Consider the following 18,072-nt stretch of genomic DNA (forward strand, 5'->3'; position numbering starts at 1 on the left):
GGACAAAAGATGTTAGTACATTTTGAGCCTTGGTATTCTAAAAATACTATAGGTAAGGCGTAGTTAAACAAAAGCATGGCGCGAATTAAAAAGGTCATACTTTAGTATGATTATTTGGAATATTTTTATCCCATATTTTTTCTTGTGCTATTCTGAATGTATAGGTTTGTTGAGTTAAAGGATAGTAACGAGATTTTATACATGCTTGCATTGTTAAAACCATATTCACCTAACATTTGTCTGATTGCCTTTTGTCAGAAAAATCCACTCATAAATATAATCATCGGTTTGAAGAGTTTTTCTGTCGAGAGAGCGTTTTGATGTTCAGATTTAAATTTTATAAATATTTAGTACTACGTTCTTTATGTTTAGTTACGTTGTGTTTGTCTACCACTAGTGTAATCGCACAATCTAATCAAGGAACGGGTTCTGCTCTGCGGATCAGTGGTTTTGGAACTTTGGGAGTTACCAACGTCGATGGACCTGGCGACTGGGGTTTTAGGCGAGATATTTCTCAACCAGCCAACGATGGTGACTTTCGTGGAGATATTGATTCTCGATTGGGCCTGCAGTTTAACTATGCGCCAAATGCGCAGTTTGAGTTGGTCGGTCAATTTGTTTTGAAGCGACGCTCTAGTAATGCTCCAGCAAGTGATGCCATTGAATGGGCGTTTGCGGCGTACCGACCTTTAGCCGATTTAACCATGCGAGTCGGACGGGTCAATATAGACGCATTTTTATCGGCAGATTATCGCAACGTTGGTTTTGCTTATCCGTTTGCACGCCCGCCAGTGGAATTTTATGGTTCTTTACCACACTCACTAGACGGTATTGATATCAACAAAGATATGCAATTCGACGATAGTTTTTGGCGTTTTAAGGCCTATGCTGGGCGTTCACATAGTGGAGACTTGGCCTTTGACGGCCGGACTTCAGTGAAGCCGATTTACGGACTCACGGTGTCTCGCGAATCCAATGGATTAACGTTACGCCTTGGACTTGCCTATGCGGGTCTAGACGATAACCCTGCGCCCTTGGTGCCTTTACTCGACGGGCTCAACTCATTGACAGCCCTGCCAATTCCTCAAATTGTAAGCCAAGTGGAAAGTTTTCAATCTAGGTTAGACAGCAGCGATTCCCATGGGATTTATCATTCTTTTGCGATGAATTATGACTCATTGGATTGGTTGTGGACCTTTGAATTGACGAAGGTTACAGGCCATCCATCTACTCGTCTTACTGCTGGATATGTAGGTTTTGGAAGACGAATTGGTGCAGTGACCCTTTTTGCAGGCTATAGCCGTATTTCTACGCCAAAATTACCCGTTTCTACTCCTGATTGGGCAACACCTCTGACGCCTATTATCGGTGAGACAGGTGCATTTCAAGCTCAAGCTTTAGCCTCTGCATCAGCAATTGCGGTAAATAGTTCTGGCGCTAATCAGCACACATTTTCGTTGGGCGGTCGCTGGGATTTCCGTCATGACATGGCGTTAAAAATACAATGGGATCAGGTTAGTATCGATGAATACGGGGCCAGATTGTGGACAAATGGTACATTCGAATCAGCTAACGCAGACGTCTACAGTGTGCTATTGGATTTTGTATTTTGAACGGGTTAATTAAAACAACATTACGCTATTCGTTGTTCATGCTGCTCATTTTGTTTGGCAAACTGGCGCATGCAGACTTCTATATTGTAGTGAACGCTAATAATCCTCAACAAAACATGACAAAAAAAGAGGTGGTAAACCTTTTCATGGGACGCAGTCGAGGCTTTTCAAACGGCGATTTTGCATTGGTTTTTGATTTACCTCGAGACGATCCTAATAGTGCGGCTTTTTATAAAGCGCTAACAGGGTGGAGCATGGCACAAGTTAACAGTTACTGGTCTCGTTTGATGTTTTCAGGTCAGAGTATGCCGCCACAACCTTTGCCTAACGAAAAAGCAATGATTGATATACTCAAGCGTAATCCAAGTGGAATCGGTTGGTTAAGCGAAGCGCCAGAAGATGATTCATTGCGAGCAATATTGGTCCTTAAGGAGCTTCCTTGAATGATACTAAACGCGGATTTGGCGTTTTCGCAGGTCTACAAACTCGCCTTCTGCTAATCATCATTTTGGGCGCTGTAATTTTTTCGATTGCAGCAGGTTTATTTGCTTATCATTTAGGTGAAAAGCGCGGAATTTCGACCAGTCAAGCTACCCTTACGGATCTTGCTCAAGCTGTTGAAAAAACCGTTGCTATTGGCGCGTTTGCATCAGATTCTGTGTTATTGGCTGAAGTGGTTAATGGGTTAGCCCGTAATTCTTTGGTTGCTTTGGTGCAGGTTGAGTCTGCCGATGGCGATATATTGGCGCAAAATCCGCAGGCCGAACCCCGCGCTTTAAATAATCTGGATACCACTCGAAATACCTATGTAAAACAAGTCTTATACTCTCCTTTTGATGAAAAGGAAATCGTTGGATTTTTGCTTATTTATGCCCACCAAGACCAAATCGCTAAGGTTGCGAAACAAGAAGCATTAACCTTGGCTTGGATGATGGTTGGGCAAACAGCATTAGTGGCTATTCTTATCTACGCGGTTGTAGCCGCTTTGGTTTCACGCCCTATTACACGCTTGGCTGAGCAATTACGAATAATGTCGCCTGGCACTAGTGAGCGTTTAGAGACTCCTTCGCTGCATCGTGGAGATGAGATCGGCATATTGATTAATAGTGCTAATGAGTTGCTAGACTCGAATACAGTTGCATTGACTCGGGAGCGAGAATTACGCCACGAAATAGAATTAATGGAATCACAATATCGTCAAATATTCGATTCCAGTAGTGCGGGGATTTTTGTTTTAGACCAAAATGGTTTGTTGATCAATAGCAATCCAACGGTGTCAAAAGTTGTCGGTATGTCATTATCAGGGATGCAGCAGCTCAAACATGATAACTTTATTGAGCGGGTTTTTGGTCAACCAGACAAAGTTCGTGCAATGGTGCAAGAATCTATTCGCACTGGTGAAACGGTGTCAGGCGATCTTGAATTGGTGCAAAAAGGCGATGTGCGCCGTTGGGTACATTGTTTGATATCGGTACATGCTGGTCCTTCGGTAACGGATACCCTAAGGGCAATAACGACCGAAGGTGTTATGTATGATATCACCGAGCGTAAGAGTGTCGAAACCGCGGTGCGTTATCAAGCTGATCATGATTCTCTGACCGGGCTGAATAATCGCGCCTCAAGTCATGCTATTATCGAGCGGTTTTTGGAAGAATGCCGGACTAATGCTACCGCTGTGAGTGTTATGTGTATCGACCTTGATGGCTTTAAGCAGATCAATGATCGATACGGTCATGAAGCGGGTGATAAAGTATTAATTGAATGTGCTTTGCGAATGAAAAACGCGGTGCGTCGATCAACTGATTTGGTTGGAAGGCTAGGCGGTGACGAATTTGTTGTTGCCTTGCGTGATATAGGTCCAAGTGATGACGCTTTAACGATAGTAGCAGACAGCATCATGGCTTCCGTATGTGCTCCAATTGTTTTAAAAGATGGCACCAAAGTGCAGGTGGGAGCAAGTATTGGTATCGCTTGTGCTCCAATACATTCACTTGACCGCGTAACGTTGCTCGATATGGCCGACGCTAGTATGTATAAAGTTAAACGCACAGGCAAAAACACTTATGCTATGGCCTACCCCAAAATTCTTTAAAAAGTATTCGCTTGTTAAGCCGCTATTTCCTTCCAAGTTGACGATATCCCTTTCAATCTAATCTGTGCTCGCTATTTTTGGATTTTTCCTAATTTGGGCTAAGCTTTAAAAATGATCTACGCATATCTGCAGGCGTTACCTGTAAATGCAAAAGTGAACAATGTCAGATGGTCGTAGGGAAAGTAATAACAAATTGCGGGAGGGATGTTTATGCTCAGACGAGCAAAATCGATCATGATTCTTACGGTTGCACTTTGGGGGTTTGTTGGGTCTTTTCACAACCTAATAGATTGGGACGGTACATTGGCCGCTGTCGGGGCTGCGACTTCGATGGTAACTGTTACTGGTGGCACTGAAAGCTGGCAAGCCACCTCAAATACCTTGGTTATTTGGATTGGCGCACTGTTAATTTTGGGGGCAAAATTGACTACTGGCGTTATGTGTACGCTGGGTTCAATTCGCATGTGGAGAGCGCATAATGCCAACAGTACGGTGTTCAACGCAGCAAAACAAATTGCGCTCACAGGGTGTGCTGTGGCTATCATTATGTTGTTCGGTGGCTTCATTATTATTGCTGAAAGCTGGTTTGAATTGTGGCGTTCAGAGTCGATGTTGGTGCCGGTATTAGGCTCGGCTTTTCGTTATGCTGGGATGATCTCTTTAATCGCTATTTTTGTCGCTTTAAAGGATTAACGTTAGCTTCGGCGGAGTATAAAAAAGGCGATATGAAATGTCATATCGCCTTGTTAATGATGCACCTAAATCAGCAGTTGATTTTGGTATCCATGGTGTTTTTTAGAAATGCATTAACATGTTCACACCAAAGGTACGCGGAGCGCCCTTTAAGAAGGTATCTGGAGATAATCCTGTGGTCGGAAAGAAGCCAACATTGTAGTCTTCATCCGCCAAGTTTCTTACCCATAATGCCACTTCCCAATCCTCTGTTTCCAACGCTATGCGCGCATTTGTTACAGTGTAAGAGTCGACCTGATCATTGTTGTTGATGGTTTGGTAGTGCTCACCAGTATTGCTTGCGTCAATTTGTGTACGCAGAGTAAAGTTATCGTCGATGGCTGTCGCATAAACTACAGCTATATTCCAAGACACATCTGGAGAAAACGGTAAGTCATTGCCTTCAATAGTTGCATCTTCACCTTGGAAGTTATCGATTTCCGATTCAACAAACGCTGCACCTGCACGAATATCTAATCCATCAATTGGCGATAAAGTAAGAGCAAATTCAGCGCCTTTGATTGTGGCATCTGATACATTAGCGCGAACATTGGTACTGGCTCCTGCTACGAATAACGTTGCCGTAGACTGGTAATCAGAAAAGTCATAATAGAACAGGTTGGCTTCTGCAGAGAGCAAGCCGTCAGTTGAACGATACTTCGAACCTAGCTCATAGGCAATCAAGGTTTCAGAATCAATCGGCAGAGCTTCTTCGGGTGTCAATATGGTTGAACCGTCAAAGCCACCTGCTTTGTAACCAGTGCTAATTGTTGCATATAGTCGCCATTGCTGTGCCGGCGTAAATATACTGCTAATTTTCCAAGTTACTTCACTGTCATCCAAAGATTCATCAAACATCAGTGGAGATAGTGGATCAATTGGCACACCAATATACACGTCACCTGCAGGGAAAAATGTCGGTGCAGTACCGTAAACACCATAAGGGTCTAGGTTTTGAGTCTGTCCTTCGAATGTGACTTCATCTGATGAATAACGAATGCCCGTTTCTAACGTAAACCAATCTACTGGGGTCCAGTCTGATGAGGCAAACAGGCCAAAAGAATCACGTTCTTGAATATAATCTGTCTGCACGTCGGTTTGCCACAATCCAGAGTTTAAGAACAATAAGTTAGTGCCAAAGTCGACTTCATCTTGCAAGGCGAAAGCGCCAAGCAACCAGTTAAGGTTTTCTGAATAGCTCCCAGCTAGTCGAGCTTCAATCGTAAATTGTGAAAATTCATTTCTGAATAAATAATCAGCAACTGCAAATGGTAGGTTGTCAGAGGTTGTGTAATCACGGTCAAGTGACTCATAGCCAATTAAAACAGTTCCCGTCATATCCGTTGAAAACTCGTGTTCAATTTGCAGGTTTGCGCCAAACTGATCTGAATCTAATTTAGGTAGCATATTGGAATAGACAGTGAAAGGGTCGTTGTCTAAGGCATTGGCAAATTCAATAAGTGCAGGATCTTGTGGGTTTAAAAAGAACGCTGATGTGCTTGCATACTCCGCCCAGTTATCCGCGGTGACATCCGGGATAGCTAATTCAGAGTTATCTTCTCCCATAGTGACTTTAGCTGTCACCAATGTGCTGTCTGAAACCGTCCATTCAGCAGTTACACGAGCTGAAATACGGTCGGCCCCGCCCCAGTCGCCTTGAGCCGCTACACTTTCTTGCGGCGCAATTGTGCCTTCTGCGTAGGTATATCCAGTTCCTGGGCCCGTACCTAAGTGCTCATAAAAACCGTCAGATGATTCATACAGACCAGCGATACGAACTAGGAAGTCTTCAGAAATAGGAATATCCACAGCGCCTTCACCGCGAAATAGGCCGTAATTACCAACATCTAAATCAACGTAGCCACCAAAATCAACATCGGGACGATTAGTTAAAATGTTCACTGCACCAGCGGTCGCGTTACGTCCGTATAGGGTACCCTGTGGGCCTTTTAATACTTCTACTCTATCAATATCGAAGTACTGACCGTTTAACAAGCCATTGGTACCTTGGTAAACACCATTTACATGAATAGCGGCAGATGATGAGCCGTTTGGATTAAAGTCATCATCACCTACACCACGAATGGTGATTCTAGGAGATGACGCCCCAGCGTAGGTTTCACTGTATATTAGTCCTGGAGTATTTAGGGCTAACGCTTGGGCATCAGCTGTACCATTAGCTCTAAGTTGTTTGCCATCAAGTACATTAACAACCCCTGGGATATCTTGTATTGATTCGACTTTTTTACGAGCCGTGACGGTAATGACTTCCAAAGCATCTGCTTGTGCATTTGTTGTTTGTGCATAGGCATGAGATGAGAGTAGTGCTGATCCTGAAGTGGCAATAAAGGTACTGGCCACTGCTAGGGTAATTGCTTTTTTGCGAAAGTGAGTGTTTGTTGCTTTGTGCGTTGTCATAAGGTTTCCAAGATTGACGTTTATCTTAAGTTGGTCATCCAATTAGAAGACGGCTAATTATATCACTTGCATTAAAAAAGGCTATAATGGTATGTCTTAAACTGTTGAATTTAATATAAAATTCATAAATTCATCTTGTCGCAGTGGTTGCGGTCAATTCGCGCAAATAAAGCGTGATTTTATTTAGATAAGCGCTGAAATAAGCTGCTTTGTGATACTCTATGTTGGCTACTAATCTCGCTACTTGAATATTGATTTTAAGCCTATGAGTTTTCTAATTATTTAATCGTGAAAACTTTAGAGGCGTTAGAAAAAAACACTTATTATCAGCGAAAACCTAGCAGTAAAAATGAAAGCGCAATTATCAATAACCCTTGGAGTAGAGAGTGGAAAATTCATTTGAATTTTTAAGCTTAGTTCTTGATACAATCACTGAACATATTGTTGTTATTGATGACGCAGGTGAGATTAAATACGTCAATAAAAGCTGGTCTGCGTTTGGCAACAATAATGCGTGTTCGGTTGGCAATGATTGGCGTGGAGTTAATTATTTAGATGTTTGCGATAAAGCGTCGGCGGTTGGAGATGAATTTGGGACTAATGCTGGCAACGGTATTAGAAGCGTTATCGAGCAACGTTCATCTCTTTTTTATTTAGAATATCCTTGCCATAGTCCTGATGAGCCACGCTGGTTTATGATGCGAGTATCTCCTTTTAACATATCTGGAGTTTCCTACTTTGTTATCACCCATCAAAATATTACAGAACGAAAGTTAGCTGAAGAAGAGGTGTTAAACCTTTCGCGTATTGATGAATTAACTGGTATCGCTAATCGTCGTTATTTTAATGAATTTATAGAAAATGAATGGGAGCGATGTCATCGACATGGCATGCCAATTTGTCTTGCGATAATCGATCTAGATTATTTCAAATTATTAAATGATAGCTATGGACATCAAGTTGGAGATAGCTGTTTAAAATCAATTGGTAAGATACTTCAAAAGTTTGCTAAAAGACCAAGCGATATGTGCGCTCGTTATGGCGGAGAAGAGTTTGCACTCGTATATGGAGATACAAATTTGCAGCAAGCTAAGCCATTAGTTAACGAGTTACTGGAGCAAATTCGTTCGCTCAACATAGCTAACGAAAATTCACCTATATGTTCGATGTTAACGGCCAGTATTGGATTGCACTCAATTTATCCCAATGATGATAATAATGTGAGCGAGTTTATTCGTCGAACCGATCAATTACTGTATTTGGCCAAAGAGAATGGAAGAAACCAAATTTCTTTTTAACCCCCTGTTTTTCATTATAAGTGTTATAATTTATCGACTTTTTGCCTAATTAGCCTAGCTGAATATAGAGTTTTGCTATTCTGCAAAGTATTACGCTTTAAAATCGAGATATTAAAGCGAAGCCTCAATCAACAGCGCTTTTAGGAAATATACATGAAAATATTAGTACGTAATCTAGTCCGTAGTACCTCAGAAAATGAATTAAAAGAATTATTTCAAGAATTTGGAACAGTTGGTTCTTGTACTTTGGTGATCGACAAAGTGAGCGGCGAATCAAAAGGGTTTGGTTTTGTGGAAATGGCTAACGCTAGAGAGGCTAAGGCTGCGATTCAAAACCTAAATTATAAAAATCTGGGTGGCAATAAAATACGGGTCAAAAAAGCCGAAGATAAAAGCGTTGCCGATCCATCCGAATAAGTAAGTTGAGCTGTTATCTAGCTTTCCTCAGCGGTTATTTTTTAAAACAAACTGGATGTAATGAATGAGTCAGTCAGTTAAACAGCATATTAGCAGCGTGGCTTTATTGGTAGATAGTTACGCGAATGCTATTGATTTTTATACTGATAAATTAGAATTTGACGTTATTCAAAATGTCGATGTTGGTGACGGTAAACGATTTGTTCAGATATCGCCAAGAGATTCAACCAGCTCAAGTTTGTTGTTGCTCAAAGCAGAGTCAGAGCAACAGCTTGCTGCTATGGGAAATCAAGCTGGCGACAGCGTTTTTTTGATTATACAAACCAATGATTTTTGGCGAGATTATCAAAAAATGCAATCCAAAGGCGTTGTCTTTGATGAACAGCCGCGCGAAGAACCTTATGGCACTGTTGTGGTGTTTCAAGATTTGTATGGAAATAAATTCGATCTTATTCAGGTTAAAACAGGTTGAGATAATCGATGATGTAAAGCCGACAAATGCGGTGATTTGTTTAACTCGATAATGAGCACAGGATGCATTTCATATGTTTTTGATGGTTAAAGTCTTCTTACTGCTTGCTGCGTTATCGTTACATGATGTCGTAGCAAAACCCGTTCCTCCCACTTTATTATTCGTTGTGCCGCTATCTATTATTAGTTTTATTTCCACTGTTGCTATTTGGCATACGCTTTTTTTAAGCCTAATTTTGAGTTTGGCTGCTTTTGTGTATTTCTGGTTATTGTCTTATTTTCCTTCTGGGGGCAAATACTATGCAATTATGTTGCTAGGCGGGATTGGTTTAATGGCGATTTAACTGCTTTACTTAACAGATTATTACTAAATTACATAAAACCATGAAACAGGCTATCAAGGGTTATCATAAAGACGAACAAAGGCATTGGGTTGCCGAACTTGATTGTGGTCACAATCAGCACGTCAGACACACCCCGCCTTGGGCCAATAGACCTTGGGTGGAAACGGCGTCTGGAAGGAATGCCAAACTGGGTTTTATGTTGGATTGCAAAAAATGTGATCGAGGTGAACCTAAAGACAACTAAAAAATACTGCTATCATAGTTTCATCTTAGTTGCTGGGTGGGAATTTAATGTCTGAAATACTAACAATCATCTTACTTACCGGTTTATCGGGGAGTTGTATTCTCATCGGTGGAATTTTGGCTAGCTTTGACCATATTCGCCCGCTTTGGATTGAGCGCGAAGTACGCCATGGTGTGATTGCTTTTGGCGGTGGCATTTTACTCGGTGCGGTGTCAGTTGTATTAGTGCCTGAAGGCATTGCCAGTATGGGCCATTCTATGTTCTCTATCCCGATTGTGTTACTCGGCGGAGTGGCTTTTTTTATTGTTGAAAAGCAACTCGGCTTGAAAAAGCATGATTCACCGCAGTTACTGGGAATGATGCTGGATTATATTCCCGAAGCAATTGCACTAGGCGGTTTAGTTGCGCTGGGTTCCCCAGTGGCACCTTTGTTAGCATTGTTCATTGGTTTACAAAATTTGCCTGAAGGTTTTAATAGCTACCGAGAAATTAACCATAACAACGGCAACAAATCTTTTAAAACCCTTTTAACCATGAGTGCATTAATTCCATTGGGGCCTATTGCTGGGATTATCGGTTACGTTTTTTTATCAGATTATGAAGCAATTTTAGGCGCAATTATGTTGTTTGCCTCAGGTGGAATTTTGTATATTATTTTTCAAGATATTGGACCACAATCACGTTTGGCTAAACACTGGGCCCCGCCACTAGGAGCTGTCGTTGGTTTCTGCTTGGCACTTTTTAGTGACATGTTGGTGACTAGTAGCTAATTGTCACTCTGGTATTCTGAGATCATCTAATATTCATTTTAAAAGAAGTCGTGCATGAAAATTAAAAGACTAGCCACATGTGTATTGTTATTATGTTTGGCAGCTTGTCAGCCAACCTCTCCAACCCAAACCGTGAATTATGAAGCGCAAGGTAATTTGCAATCATCCACTGCGCTAGGTTGCGTGGGCATTGATGATGTAAATTCGTCGCACACGCCTGCCGATCTATTTTTAGGTTTAACAGAGTGCATTGAACAGGATGAATTTGATAAGGCGTCAGATCTATATTTAGTGGCTATGAGCTATGGTTATTTTGATACTCGTAGAGTTGCAGATCGTTCTGGCCACCAAGCAATTATGGTATTGAGAATGAATTCCTTTGGCGACCATGAACAACAAACCTTGAATGAACTATTAACTTACATAATGCAGAAAACATCGAATAATTCTGCTACTTGTAAACATCTGAAAAAACTAGGGAAGCCTACCTATATACCCACTTACATGATCCAACATGGCATAGGCTCGTTTACAGAACAAAAACACAGCAATGGTCTTATTGAAGATTTTGATGCCGACACTGCTTGGCAAGAGGCGCGCTCGGTAGTGGCTAATTGTTCTTAAAGACCTACTCTAAACCCTATAAAAAAACGCGCTACTGCTATGTCGTTACAGGCTTATAATTGGTGCGTAAGCGGTAATTACGTTTTAGATAAATAATAAACTTAGTAAAATGTTCAAATGGTCGTATACTCGCCACCCTGGCGAGTATTGCACAGATTTTAAGCGTTAATTGGCGTTTTTTTGCATTTTGCATCTCCAGATAATCATCCATTTTCTTTCAATTTAAATTAATTAGGCTTTTGTAAGGTAACAAACGTGAGCGCCATCCAATCTTTGGTTCTGAAAAGTGATAACAGTGGTTTTGACGAAACCTTGTTTGCGGCTATTGCCGATGATTTATATCACCAAGGGTACAGCATTAAACCTGTTGCGTTACCAAGTGCGCTTTGCACTTCCATGAGCCAATATCAGCTGAAAATGGACGAGCAACGTTTTAAGGCTGCTGGCATTGGCCGAGGAAATGATTACCTGAAAAATGAATTTGTCAGAACCGACGAAATTTGTTGGATCACCGGAAAATCACCAGAGGAAGTTGAGTGGTTAAATTGGACCGCCCAGCTACAACGCTATTTAAATAGCCGATTGTTTCTTGGTTTGTTTTCGTTTGAAAGTCACTTTGCGCATTATGCCCCCGGAATGTATTACAAACGTCATTATGATGCGTTTAAAGGCGAAGCCCAGCGTGTGTTATCAATAGTGACATACCTTAATTCTGGTTGGGCAATCGATGACGGTGGTGAGTTAGTCCTGTTTACCGACGATAACGACATTGAAGGGATTAAAGTTGTTCCGTTGATGGGAACCATAGTGGTTTTCTTAAGTGAAGATTTTCCCCATGAAGTTTTGCCAGCGCAACGTGATCGCTATTCAATTGCCGGATGGTATCGAGTCAACACTTCTGTTTCTGAGCGAGTGGATCCTCCTTTATAAGTTTTTTGTGCAATCCAGATTTTGCTCTGGCTAGCATCGTCAATCCAATCACAAGAAGGTTAATTTTGAGCTTACAGTAGCACTGACTCGATGAATCTAAAAAGTTGACGAAAATTAAATTCGTTTCTTTTGATTTCAATCAAGTTATGGGTTTGAAAACGTCCATGAAAGCCTAAATGTATTCCTCATAGCGAGTATAATTTGATAATGCAGTCAGCAATACGAGACTGCATTTGAATTTAATCTGGGCATAAGGAATTAGTATGATGAAAGTTAAAAAACACGGCTTATCTATTGGTATTGAACGAGTAGAACAGAATTTTTTCCTATCCATGCAAATTGTTGGCAAGTTAACTCACGAAGATTACGAAATTATCACACCACTTATTGACTCTGCGCTAACCCAAGTGAAAGATCCGAAAGTTAACGCCTTCATAGATGCAACTGAACTAGAAGGCTGGGATTTAAGGGCGGCTTGGGATGATTTCAAAATTGGTTTAAAGTACAACAATGAATTCAACAAAATCGCTATTTATGGCAGTAAAAAATGGCAACAGTATGCGGCGAAGATTGGCACTTGGTTTATTTCCGGTGAAGTAAAGTACTTTGACAATCCTGAAGACGCAATGGAATGGTTAAAACCTTCAGTATAGGCGACAAAAACAATCAAGTTTAGCGACCATAAGTGGCGAAATTGATTTGCATTTTTGTGGGTAATTAACCTGAGTACAGGAGAAATATGGTCTTTACGCAAGGGCAGTCGGTGCTAAACCGAATCAATAGTTACCCACAAAAACCACGCAACCAGTTGTTATGTTTACGCGACCTAATTTTACGTGTGGCAACTAATACCCCCGAAGTAAAATACCTCGAAGAGACGTTGAAGTGGGGAGAACCGAGCTACCTTAGCAAAACCGGTAGTACCCTAAGAATGGATTGGAAGCCTAAAGATCCAAACAATATCTTCATTTATGTTAACTGCCAAACTAAGTTAATAGAAACCTTTAAAGAACTGTACTGCAGACGCTTGCAGTTTGTTGGCAATCGAGCAATTTTGTTGCCATTGGCTCTCGAATTGCCTGAAACTGAGCTATACCATTGCATAGCACTCACTCTTAAATACCATAAAATTAAACATCTGCCTTTGTTAGGGTGTTAAAAACACAGTATTTGCGTGTTAGTATTTTATTCAGATGAAATCGATGAACGAGTCTCAGTCAAGGTGAAAAAAGCCAAGAAAAACCTATTTTTGGTCGAATCTCTTTGTGGTTTTTGCGCGGTTGTTGCGCTATGGATCGCAGTGATAGATTCTGGCTTTATCGTTGGCATGGAAATGATCAGTCGTGGTTTTGAGATTGGTTATTTAATTGTTTTTGGTATTATTTTGAGTTCAGTTGGCATTTGGGGGCTATTCCAATTACTGTTAAAGTTAGTGTTTCCTGATGCCTACGAAGAGAGTATTTCTTTTTATCGTTTTCACCTGATTTGTGGTGGCATTGGCTGCGTGTTGTGTACGTTATTTTTCATCGATTACAATCCTCTTTTCGCCTTCATTTGTCCTTTTCCTTTGCTGGTTTCTAGCTACCTTTATCGTAAAAAATTACGCTTTGAACAGTTTGAATGTTGTTAACTGTGTCGGTTGTGCAGCTAGCTAGGTTTACCATAGGCTTGGCTTGGATTTATCACGGCTTAGTGCCTAAGCTGTTGCATATTGCGCCGTTGGAAATGTTGATGACAGCCAGCCTTGGGTTTTCCCCCCAGCAAAGTTTAATAATTACGCGATGTGCCGGTGTGGCTGAGATAATTTTGGGGGTTGCTTTGATTTTGTTTTACAAAAATAGGTTACTCATTTACTTTAGCGCTCTTAATTTGGCAGCTTTGTTGATATTCACGTTAATTTTCATTCCGCAAATTTTAGTGGAAGCATTTAATCCAGTGACAACAAACATTCCACTAATCGTGTTGAGTTTTGTGTTGCTACAACAGACTCCGCGGCAACAGACGAGATTAACCGGAAGTGGAGAATGTAATGTGCACAGAAGTAGTATGGAATAGTAAATGGTAAAACGCATAATGACGTTCTTGGGCTCAATACTGATTTTGCTGGTGGCAATTTATGTTGTACTCCTTATCCTTTTTCAGCAACCCGATAAAACCGTTGCTGAACTTGCGCCTCTATGGGCGCCAGCACCTTCAGAGTTTATTGAGCTAGATGGAATGCAAATTCATCTTCGCGATGAAGGGCCAAAAGATGATCCTCTTCCAATAGTGCTGCTACATGGTACTAGTGCATCATTGCATACTTGGGAGGGGTGGACGCAGGCATTAAAGTCTCAGCGCAGAGTCATACGGTTTGACTTGCCTGGATTTGGTTTAACTGGTCCAAACCCAGAAAATGATTATTCCATTGAGCGTTATAGCAAGACAGTGATTGATGTGATGGATAGCCTTGGGGTTGATCGTTTTGTATTGGCGGGAAATTCCTTAGGTGGTTACATTTCATGGGCAACCGCAGTGTTTTACCCGCAACGTGTTGAAAAGCTTGTTTTAGTCGATGCCAGTGGTTATCCATACCAATCTACGTCGGTACCCTTAGCGTTTACAATAACCCAGCAACCGTTACTTAAATTACTTATAGGCGACATGTTGCCTCGTAGTTTAGTGGTGAAAAGTGTTAAAAACGTTTATGGTGACCCAAGCAAGGTCACACCTGAGTTGGTAGACCGTTATTACCAATTGACCACTCGTACTGGAAATAGGCAAGCGTTAGAAGCGCGCTTTGAGCAAACTCAACCTAGTGAGTTAAGTAAACGAATACCAGAGATTAAGCAGCCTACGCTGATTATGTGGGGGCAAGAAGATCGCCTTATTCCGGTCGAATTAGGAAGACGTTTTCAAGAGGAAATTGAAAACAGTGAGCTGGTTATTTTTGCTACACTTGGACATGTTCCCCACGAAGAAGATCCTGAATCTACAGTCAAAAGTGTGATTGATTTTCTGCAACAGTGAATGATTACAGAAGGTAAAACATGACACAAAATTCGCCATCAGCCAAAGCGTCAACAAGTTCGAATGTGGAAACTCAAAAGGCGGTGAAAATACCGGCGAACGTGCGCGTCATGATCGCTCTTGTGGCCTCACCTACGCTGATGGTTATTGCTTTTTCTGTCTATTCACTTTTTACCGAAAATTGGCGGGAACCCGGTGTCAGTGGAATCATTTTTTCCGCTTTAGGGATATTTGCATACTATGTTGTTATTGTCGGTAGGCTGCCCAACTGGTTTCATTTTAAACGTCAAAAATAAATCCCGATTTCCTTAGCTCTTTGTGGTTGTTCACACCCCTAAATTTGGTATATGCCGTTCTTGTTTCCTTTGCATGGCGTCGAACAAGGTTAACAAAGGTTGAGTATCTGTATCGCACAATATGCTCAACGCTTGGGCCGTGGCTTCTAATGAAGATAAACTATGCTCAAGTGTAGATTTGCGAATACGGTATTGATTGTCAGGTAGGGTATTAAAATGCCAACTTGGCAAAGCATGTAACCAAGGATTCAACTGCCACATCTTAGTCGCTTTACGCCAAGTCGCATCTATCACTATTAACCTATCGGGTAATACGTTCTGAAAGTGTTTTGAGTGCTCTTCCAACGGTTGACTAAAGGCATGGGGATACAACACCCAAGTATTTTGAGAAGCAGCCATGACTTGAGTTTTTACATCAATAAAATCCTGCTGGTTTTCGCCTACGAATATTTCGCTATTTTCAATACACAAGGGAATGAGTCTTGCTGTGTTTTTGCCATGTTTCGATTCTAACGGATGCTGCAATATTGTTAATTGCAGGGGGATTTTCACCTCACTAATAAACGCGCAAATACACACTGTTTGCGGGTACTTACAGCGTCGACAAATGACTCGTTTTTTGATTGCTGGTTTTACGTAAGAGTTTGTCATGAAATATGTTAAGGTTTTTGTATCTCGAAAATGAATCCAAATTTATTATTTTTGGAACTTAATATCAGTCGCAGAGCCTTACTATAGCTGATAATCTATTAGGTATAAAAATCTTCGTGTGTTTGTCTTAATGTCAGACGCTCGTTTAAGGAATATGGATATAAAACATGTCATTTAGCGAAAACGTGGAAGTGATCCCGCCACAATTTGGAACAGACAGCATGGATAGACGCTCTGAGGAAGAAAGTAAAAAACTTCAGAAGCAAAAGTGGTGGGTATTGAGTATCAGTTTTATGCTGGTATTTGTGGTCGCTATGATTTGGATTTGGACCCGCTCACCAATCTACCAAAGCCAAGCGATAATTCACTTTAGTTATGCTCAGCAGCTGAATAATCAACAAACCGCTGTGCCTGAAGAGCAAATAACCCTCAACAATAAGCGTCTTACCAGCAACCGAATTTTAGATAGTCTAAGCACACAACTGGCTGAGCAGTATTCGTTAAATTTAACCACCGAAGAGCTAGCCAATATGGTGTCTACTGAAGAGCACCTTGATAGCCGGATTATTAATCTATTTACCACTGGCGAAAACAAAAACCATTTACAACCTGTGCTTGAACAATGGTTGGCTTTGTATTTGGCGAGGTTAGAAGAAGAAACTCAGGAAAATACGGTAGAAGATTTATCACTAGGACAAGAAAAGCTCATTGCGCTGGAACAGAAGATTATCGAGCAGCGCGAATTAGTGGAGCAGTATAGTGAAGAAAATAACATTATTTCAATGGAGCGCGATGAAAACCGCGCGTTGTCAAAGATTAAAAGTATGGGGGCCGCGTTAGACACGGCTGAGACCCAGCAAGCAGAAGCTGCGGCAACCTTAGAAAGTGTGAAACAGAGTATCGCCCAAGGAGATTCGGTTATTCACCCTGGCGACAAAAATAGACTGGACGATATTCGCAGTACAATACGAGATACTGAAGCTGAACTCTACGAGTTATCGCAGCGATATACCGCTGAATACATGCGCTTAGATCCAAGCATCGTCAACAAAAGACGCAGATTAGAAGAGTTGAAGTCCCGTTATGCTATTGTCGCCGCTGAAAGCCAGCAGAAATTTGTGGAAGATCTACAACGCACAGTGGTGGCCTCTGAACAGAAGCAAAAACAATTAGAAATTCAGCTTGATGATTTGGGTAAAGAGGCACAGGTATTTAATCAAAAGCTAGAAGAATACGGCCGATTAATGCGTTCACTAAGTCAGTTGCAAGAACAAGCTCAGCAATTGAAGGATCAACTGGTAGAAACTGAAGTACAAAAGCCGTTCCAAGCAAAAATCAACGTATTGGAGCAACCCTTTGTTCCAACTTACCCAATATCCCCTAATTATTGGCGAGATTCGGCGATTGCTTTAGCTGCAGCTACGCTGGTGAGTTTGTTTGCGCTGCTGCTATTCAGTTTCATTCATCGCCAAAAAACGCCAGCCCCAACGATGACAAGCTACAATGTTGTTCCTTCTTCTTCAGGGCTGACATTAGAGCAAAAATTGGCGGCACAGCACGCATTAGAGCAACAAAAAAATGCACAATTAGGACATCAACAAACACCCTTACAATTAGCCCAAAACAATGCGCCAAGTGCAGCTCGTTTATTGTCAGAATCTGAATGTGGAAGTTTGTACAAGGTGGCTAATCGTGACGGAAAATTGGCAATTTCATTGATTTTAAATGGTGTCAGTCCTAGCGAATTACTCAATGTGACGATTCAGGATGTTGACCCAGAAACCCAGTCTTTAGAGATCTCTGGAGAGTATGCTCGAAGCGTTCCAATGACCGCCGATTGTATGGAAATTGTTGATAATTTGCGGGCCAATCAAGCTGCCGAAAGTCAATTGTTAGGTGGGCGACACGATGCTCAACAACTCGACCAGATGATGATAAACATCGCCCATGATGCCGGTTTAGCGTTTGCTGAGCAGTTTTCGGTGGCGGCGTTGCGACATACCTATTTGACCTATTTGGTTGTGCAGGGAGCTAGACTTAACGATCTAGAGCGAGTGGCAGGCTTTGTTAGCCCCACAGATCTGAGTTTGTATCGTCAGGTAAATCGTCGTGGCGAGCCGGTTGATGTTGAGCAACTTAATTTGCAGTTTCCATTAGCATAGT

At 41.5% G+C, this 18,072-nt stretch carries 21 protein-coding genes; 19 read left to right on the forward strand and 2 right to left on the reverse strand.

The features are described 5' to 3' along the window. Window positions 1-320: 320 nt before the first annotated feature. The 4 genes from Q4567_RS19005 to Q4567_RS19020 all read left to right on the forward strand — a co-directional run bounded on the left by Q4567_RS19005 (window position 321) and on the right by Q4567_RS19020 (window position 4,398). Complete coding sequence (locus tag Q4567_RS19005) at window positions 321-1,613, forward strand: hypothetical protein (RefSeq protein WP_303501677.1); 1,293 nt, start codon at window positions 321-323, stop codon at window positions 1,611-1,613. Then, on the forward strand, window positions 1,610-2,056 hold the full coding sequence (locus Q4567_RS19010; RefSeq protein WP_216047703.1) for a hypothetical protein: 447 nt from the start codon (window positions 1,610-1,612) through the stop codon (window positions 2,054-2,056). The genes Q4567_RS19005 and Q4567_RS19010 overlap by 4 nt, the downstream gene beginning before the upstream one ends. Then, window positions 2,053-3,705, forward strand: a complete 1,653-nt coding sequence (locus Q4567_RS19015) for a sensor domain-containing diguanylate cyclase (RefSeq protein WP_303501681.1) — start codon at window positions 2,053-2,055, stop codon at window positions 3,703-3,705. The genes Q4567_RS19010 and Q4567_RS19015 overlap by 4 nt, the downstream gene beginning before the upstream one ends. 210 nt (window positions 3,706-3,915) lie before the next feature. Further along, a complete protein-coding gene (locus Q4567_RS19020; protein WP_216047705.1) occupies window positions 3,916-4,398 on the forward strand; it encodes a DUF2165 family protein in 483 nt (160 codons plus the stop codon). Window positions 4,399-4,500: 102 nt separating this feature from the next. Here the strand turns inward: Q4567_RS19020 and Q4567_RS19025 are convergent, their stop codons facing one another. Beyond that, the gene (locus Q4567_RS19025) at window positions 4,501-6,855 is read right to left on the reverse strand and encodes a TonB-dependent receptor (protein ID WP_303501683.1); all 2,355 of its coding nucleotides are present in this window, start codon (window positions 6,853-6,855) and stop codon (window positions 4,501-4,503) included. Window positions 6,856-7,241: 386 nt separating this feature from the next. On the opposite strand from Q4567_RS19025, the gene Q4567_RS19030 reads away from it, so the two are divergent. The 14 genes from Q4567_RS19030 to Q4567_RS19095 all read left to right on the forward strand — a co-directional run bounded on the left by Q4567_RS19030 (window position 7,242) and on the right by Q4567_RS19095 (window position 15,258). Next, entirely contained in the window at window positions 7,242-8,153 is a 912-nt protein-coding gene (locus Q4567_RS19030; RefSeq protein ID WP_216047707.1) for a sensor domain-containing diguanylate cyclase, read from the forward strand. A gap of 153 nt (window positions 8,154-8,306) precedes the next feature. Continuing rightward, complete coding sequence (locus Q4567_RS19035; RefSeq protein ID WP_216047708.1) at window positions 8,307-8,570, forward strand: RNA-binding protein; 264 nt, start codon at window positions 8,307-8,309, stop codon at window positions 8,568-8,570. Between the two features lie 64 nt (window positions 8,571-8,634). Continuing rightward, window positions 8,635-9,042, forward strand: coding sequence for a VOC family protein (locus tag Q4567_RS19040; protein ID WP_303501687.1), 408 nt, complete (start codon window positions 8,635-8,637; stop codon window positions 9,040-9,042). A 73-nt stretch (window positions 9,043-9,115) separates the two neighbouring features. Further along, window positions 9,116-9,385 (forward strand): hypothetical protein, encoded by a 270-nt coding sequence (locus tag Q4567_RS19045; protein ID WP_303501689.1) that lies wholly within the window; start codon window positions 9,116-9,118, stop codon window positions 9,383-9,385. Between the two features lie 40 nt (window positions 9,386-9,425). After that, window positions 9,426-9,629 (forward strand): DUF3565 domain-containing protein, encoded by a 204-nt coding sequence (locus tag Q4567_RS19050; RefSeq protein WP_303501692.1) that lies wholly within the window; start codon window positions 9,426-9,428, stop codon window positions 9,627-9,629. A gap of 47 nt (window positions 9,630-9,676) precedes the next feature. Continuing rightward, a complete protein-coding gene (locus tag Q4567_RS19055; protein ID WP_216047711.1) occupies window positions 9,677-10,399 on the forward strand; it encodes a ZIP family metal transporter in 723 nt (240 codons plus the stop codon). A 54-nt stretch (window positions 10,400-10,453) separates the two neighbouring features. Further along, window positions 10,454-11,023 (forward strand): hypothetical protein, encoded by a 570-nt coding sequence (locus Q4567_RS19060; protein WP_303501694.1) that lies wholly within the window; start codon window positions 10,454-10,456, stop codon window positions 11,021-11,023. Window positions 11,024-11,278: 255 nt separating this feature from the next. Continuing rightward, complete coding sequence (locus Q4567_RS19065) at window positions 11,279-11,953, forward strand: 2OG-Fe(II) oxygenase (RefSeq protein WP_216047713.1); 675 nt, start codon at window positions 11,279-11,281, stop codon at window positions 11,951-11,953. Window positions 11,954-12,219: 266 nt separating this feature from the next. Continuing rightward, window positions 12,220-12,606: an STAS/SEC14 domain-containing protein gene (locus tag Q4567_RS19070; protein WP_303501725.1), complete on the forward strand. Its 387-nt coding sequence runs from the start codon at window positions 12,220-12,222 to the stop codon at window positions 12,604-12,606. Window positions 12,607-12,692: 86 nt separating this feature from the next. After that, on the forward strand, window positions 12,693-13,112 hold the full coding sequence (locus tag Q4567_RS19075; protein WP_252728966.1) for a DUF1801 domain-containing protein: 420 nt from the start codon (window positions 12,693-12,695) through the stop codon (window positions 13,110-13,112). 15 nt (window positions 13,113-13,127) lie between these two features. Continuing rightward, window positions 13,128-13,583 (forward strand): hypothetical protein, encoded by a 456-nt coding sequence (locus Q4567_RS19080; protein WP_303501699.1) that lies wholly within the window; start codon window positions 13,128-13,130, stop codon window positions 13,581-13,583. Then, complete coding sequence (locus Q4567_RS19085) at window positions 13,574-14,008, forward strand: DoxX-like family protein (RefSeq protein ID WP_303501701.1); 435 nt, start codon at window positions 13,574-13,576, stop codon at window positions 14,006-14,008. Before Q4567_RS19080 ends, Q4567_RS19085 begins: the two co-directional genes overlap by 10 nt. 3 nt (window positions 14,009-14,011) lie before the next feature. Next, window positions 14,012-14,962, forward strand: a complete 951-nt coding sequence (locus Q4567_RS19090) for an alpha/beta fold hydrolase (RefSeq protein WP_252728968.1) — start codon at window positions 14,012-14,014, stop codon at window positions 14,960-14,962. 20 nt (window positions 14,963-14,982) lie between these two features. Then, a complete protein-coding gene (locus Q4567_RS19095) occupies window positions 14,983-15,258 on the forward strand; it encodes a hypothetical protein (protein ID WP_252728970.1) in 276 nt (91 codons plus the stop codon). A gap of 30 nt (window positions 15,259-15,288) precedes the next feature. Here Q4567_RS19095 and Q4567_RS19100 read toward each other — a convergent pair whose 3' ends face one another. Next, a complete protein-coding gene (locus Q4567_RS19100; protein ID WP_216047715.1) occupies window positions 15,289-15,909 on the reverse strand; it encodes a tRNA-uridine aminocarboxypropyltransferase in 621 nt (206 codons plus the stop codon). 167 nt (window positions 15,910-16,076) lie between these two features. On the opposite strand from Q4567_RS19100, the gene Q4567_RS19105 reads away from it, so the two are divergent. Continuing rightward, window positions 16,077-18,071, forward strand: coding sequence for a hypothetical protein (locus Q4567_RS19105; RefSeq protein ID WP_216047716.1), 1,995 nt, complete (start codon window positions 16,077-16,079; stop codon window positions 18,069-18,071). Window position 18,072: the final 1 nt, after the last annotated feature.

Origin of the sequence: Aliiglaciecola sp. 2_MG-2023, from assembly GCF_030548145.1 — a bacterium.
Lineage (GTDB): Bacteria > Pseudomonadota > Gammaproteobacteria > Enterobacterales > Alteromonadaceae > Aliiglaciecola > Aliiglaciecola lipolytica_A.

What these genes read in the sequence shown, in the direction of transcription:
- Q4567_RS19075 (WP_252728966.1), top strand. Translation starts at nt 12,693, where the DNA reads ATGGTCTTTACGCAAGGGCAGTCGGTGCTAAACCGAATCAATAGTTAC.
- Q4567_RS19005 (WP_303501677.1), top strand. Translation starts at nt 321, where the DNA reads ATGTTCAGATTTAAATTTTATAAATATTTAGTACTACGTTCTTTATGT.
- Q4567_RS19050 (WP_303501692.1), top strand. Translation starts at nt 9,426, where the DNA reads ATGAAACAGGCTATCAAGGGTTATCATAAAGACGAACAAAGGCATTGG.
- Q4567_RS19055 (WP_216047711.1), top strand. Translation starts at nt 9,677, where the DNA reads ATGTCTGAAATACTAACAATCATCTTACTTACCGGTTTATCGGGGAGT.
- Q4567_RS19035 (WP_216047708.1), top strand. Translation starts at nt 8,307, where the DNA reads ATGAAAATATTAGTACGTAATCTAGTCCGTAGTACCTCAGAAAATGAA.
- Q4567_RS19060 (WP_303501694.1), top strand. Translation starts at nt 10,454, where the DNA reads ATGAAAATTAAAAGACTAGCCACATGTGTATTGTTATTATGTTTGGCA.
- Q4567_RS19105 (WP_216047716.1), top strand. Translation starts at nt 16,077, where the DNA reads ATGTCATTTAGCGAAAACGTGGAAGTGATCCCGCCACAATTTGGAACA.
- Q4567_RS19095 (WP_252728970.1), top strand. Translation starts at nt 14,983, where the DNA reads ATGACACAAAATTCGCCATCAGCCAAAGCGTCAACAAGTTCGAATGTG.
- Q4567_RS19045 (WP_303501689.1), top strand. Translation starts at nt 9,116, where the DNA reads ATGTTTTTGATGGTTAAAGTCTTCTTACTGCTTGCTGCGTTATCGTTA.
- Q4567_RS19085 (WP_303501701.1), top strand. Translation starts at nt 13,574, where the DNA reads ATGTTGTTAACTGTGTCGGTTGTGCAGCTAGCTAGGTTTACCATAGGC.
- Q4567_RS19100 (WP_216047715.1), bottom strand. Translation starts at nt 15,909, where the DNA reads ATGACAAACTCTTACGTAAAACCAGCAATCAAAAAACGAGTCATTTGT.
- Q4567_RS19070 (WP_303501725.1), top strand. Translation starts at nt 12,220, where the DNA reads ATGAAAGTTAAAAAACACGGCTTATCTATTGGTATTGAACGAGTAGAA.
- Q4567_RS19040 (WP_303501687.1), top strand. Translation starts at nt 8,635, where the DNA reads ATGAGTCAGTCAGTTAAACAGCATATTAGCAGCGTGGCTTTATTGGTA.
- Q4567_RS19025 (WP_303501683.1), bottom strand. Translation starts at nt 6,855, where the DNA reads ATGACAACGCACAAAGCAACAAACACTCACTTTCGCAAAAAAGCAATT.
- Q4567_RS19020 (WP_216047705.1), top strand. Translation starts at nt 3,916, where the DNA reads ATGCTCAGACGAGCAAAATCGATCATGATTCTTACGGTTGCACTTTGG.
- Q4567_RS19090 (WP_252728968.1), top strand. Translation starts at nt 14,012, where the DNA reads ATGGTAAAACGCATAATGACGTTCTTGGGCTCAATACTGATTTTGCTG.